The organism is Terriglobales bacterium (assembly GCA_035624475.1).
Classification (GTDB): domain Bacteria; phylum Acidobacteriota; class Terriglobia; order Terriglobales; family Acidobacteriaceae; genus DASPRL01.
The window spans coordinates 1-2,389 of the sequence record DASPRL010000222.1; the positions used below are offsets into that span (position 1 = coordinate 1).

Consider the following 2,389-nt stretch of genomic DNA (forward strand, 5'->3'; position numbering starts at 1 on the left):
CGGGAGAAGTACCTGGAAGTCGCCGGGGTCAGCGCCCACATCGGCTCGCAGATCACCGCGTTCGCGCCCTTTGCCGCGATGGCCCGCCGCCTGGCCAGTCTGGTCCGCGTGCTGCGCGCCGACGGCCACCGCATCGACTACCTCGACCTCGGTGGCGGCTTGGGGATCCCTTATCGAAGCGGGCGGGAAGCCGCCTCCTTGTTCGCCGCCTACGCCCGCGCCGTCACCCAGCCTCTACGCGGTTTGAAGGTCCACCTGTTGCTGGAGCCGGGGCGAGCCCTGGTGGGGCCGGCAGGTGCCCTCCTCACTCGCGTGCTCTATCTCAAGCGCGACGGCCGCCGCCACTTCCTGGTGGTGGACGCCGCCATGAACGACCTCCTTCGCCCCGCTCTCTACGACGCCTACCACGAGATCGTGCCGGTAGACCTTTCTCCCAAAGCAGGCGTCATCCTGAGCGGGCTTCAGCCCGCGAAGGATCTCGCGCGCACTACCGGGACCTTTGACGTGGTCGGGCCCATCTGCGAAACCGGCGACTTCCTGGGCCGCAGCCGGCGCCTGCCCACGCCCGCCCCTGGCGACCTGCTGGCCGTGCTCGACACCGGCGCCTACGGCATGTCCCTCGCTTCCAACTACAACTCCCGCCCGCTGGCCGCCGAGGTGCTGGTAGAGGGCGCGCGCGCCCGCCTCATCCGCCGCCGGCAGCGCATCGCGGACTTGCTGCGGGAGGAGACCTAGTACTCACTCCTCCCTACTCGTTGTCTTTGGCTGTGATAGCAGCGAGATACAGAACCAACTGTGAAGTGATACTTGAGTTGTGCAAAGGTCCAACTGGGACTGAGTACTAGGTACGGAGTACTGCGGTCAACGCTGTCCCCACTTCAGTTTCGCGCGCAGCACGTCGAAGAAGGTGCGGCGGGTGAGGCGCAGCAGGCGCACCTGCCGCGCGGACCGCCTGCAGGTGACCTCGTCACCGTCCAGCACCGCGACCCCCACTTGCCCGTCCACGGTCAGGAAGGCCTCTTCGCCCACGCTCTTGACCAGGATCCTCACCTCGGAGGTGTCCTTCACCACCAACGGCCGGTGGGTGAGCGCGTGCGGCGAAATGGGGGTGATGATGAAGGCGTCCACGTCCGGGGCCAGGATGGGCCCGCCGGCGGCCAGCGAGTAGGCGGTCGAGCCCGTGGGAGTGGCGACGATGAGCCCGTCGGCCTTGTAGCTGGCGATGAAGTCCTTGTCCACCCGCACCTCGAACTCGATCATGCGGGCGATGGCGCTCTTGCCCACCACCGCATCGTTCATGGCGTCGTAGTGGGCGATGCGCTCCCCGCCGCGCATCAGGTGGCAGTGGATCATGGAGCGCGTCTCCACCTGGCAGCGGTTCTCCACCAGCGCCTCCAGGGTGGGATAGAGCTCGTCCAGAGGGATCTCGGTGAGGAAGCCCAGCGCCCCCACGTTCACCCCCATGATGGGGATGCCGGCCTGGGCGACGGCGCGCGCCGCCGCCAGCATGGTGCCGTCGCCGCCCAGCACCAGCGCGAACTCGGGGCTCTTCTCCGCCATCTCGCCGCGCTGCACCACGGGTACCCCGGGCGAGTACGACGCGGTCTCGGCGTCGGCCACCACCTCGTAGTCGTGCGCCTTGAGCCAGGCCGCCACCTGGGGCACGATGCCGTCCAGCTCGCGCTTGCCCGGCTTCGAGATGATGGCCGCGGTCTTCACGATGCCTTCCGCGCCAGGCGCAGGCCCTGATACGCCATGTAAGCGTTCAGCAGCGCCATGGCGCCGCTCTCCCAGAAGGGGATGGACAAGCCGTTGATGCTGACCGGCCAGCGCAACCCGATCCGCAGCAGGGGCGCCAGGGTGAAGAGCAGGAAAACTGTTCCCGCGGCGAGCGCATAGGTCCTATGGCTCATGGTCTTCGCTCCTCCCCACCCATCTCAGATCACGGCGTGCAGCAGGAACTCCCGGTTGCCTTTCGCCCCCAGGATGGGCGACTCGATGACCTCGAGGTCGCGGCCGCCCAGCTCTTCCACCGCGTGCCGCACGCGCTCCACCGCCGCCTGCCGCACCTCGGGATCGCGCACGATCCCGCCCTTGCCCACCTTGCCTCTCCCCGCCTCGAACTGCGGCTTGACCAGCACGATCAGTTCCAGCGGCTCTCCGGCCACTGACCACTGGCCACTGGCCACTGCTCTTATCACCGCCGGCAGCACGAGTGTAGCAGAGATGAACGAGACGTCCACGACCACCAGGTCGGCCGGCTCGCCCACGTCTGCGGGCTTGAGATAGCGCGCGTTGGTGCGCTCCCGCAGGCGCACGCGCGGGTCGGAGCGCAGACGTGCCGCCATCTGCCCGTAGCCGGTGTCGATGGCGATCACCCGCCCCGCTC

The 2,389-nt window shown here is 68.3% G+C and carries 4 protein-coding genes; 1 reads left to right on the top strand and 3 read right to left on the bottom strand.

The features are described from left to right. The coding region (locus VEG08_09265) for a diaminopimelate decarboxylase (GenBank protein HXZ28170.1) at positions 1–735 on the top strand (735 nt) is incomplete at its 5' end. A gap of 126 nt (positions 736–861) precedes the next feature. Here the strand turns inward: VEG08_09265 and VEG08_09270 are convergent. The 3 genes from VEG08_09270 to VEG08_09280 all read right to left on the bottom strand — a co-directional run. Then, entirely contained in the window at positions 862–1,719 is an 858-nt protein-coding gene (locus tag VEG08_09270; GenBank protein ID HXZ28171.1) for an NAD(+)/NADH kinase, read from the bottom strand. Then, positions 1,716–1,913, bottom strand: a complete 198-nt coding sequence (locus VEG08_09275; protein HXZ28172.1) for a hypothetical protein — start codon at positions 1,911–1,913, stop codon at positions 1,716–1,718. Before VEG08_09275 ends, VEG08_09270 begins: the two co-directional genes overlap by 4 nt. A gap of 24 nt (positions 1,914–1,937) precedes the next feature. Further along, the coding region (locus tag VEG08_09280; GenBank protein ID HXZ28173.1) for an SAM-dependent methyltransferase at positions 1,938–2,389 on the bottom strand (452 nt) is incomplete at its 5' end.

Coding starts and splice junctions, on each gene's coding strand:
- VEG08_09275 (HXZ28172.1), bottom strand. CDS start 1,913: ATGAGCCATAGGACCTATGCGCTCGCCGCGGGAACAGTTTTCCTGCTC.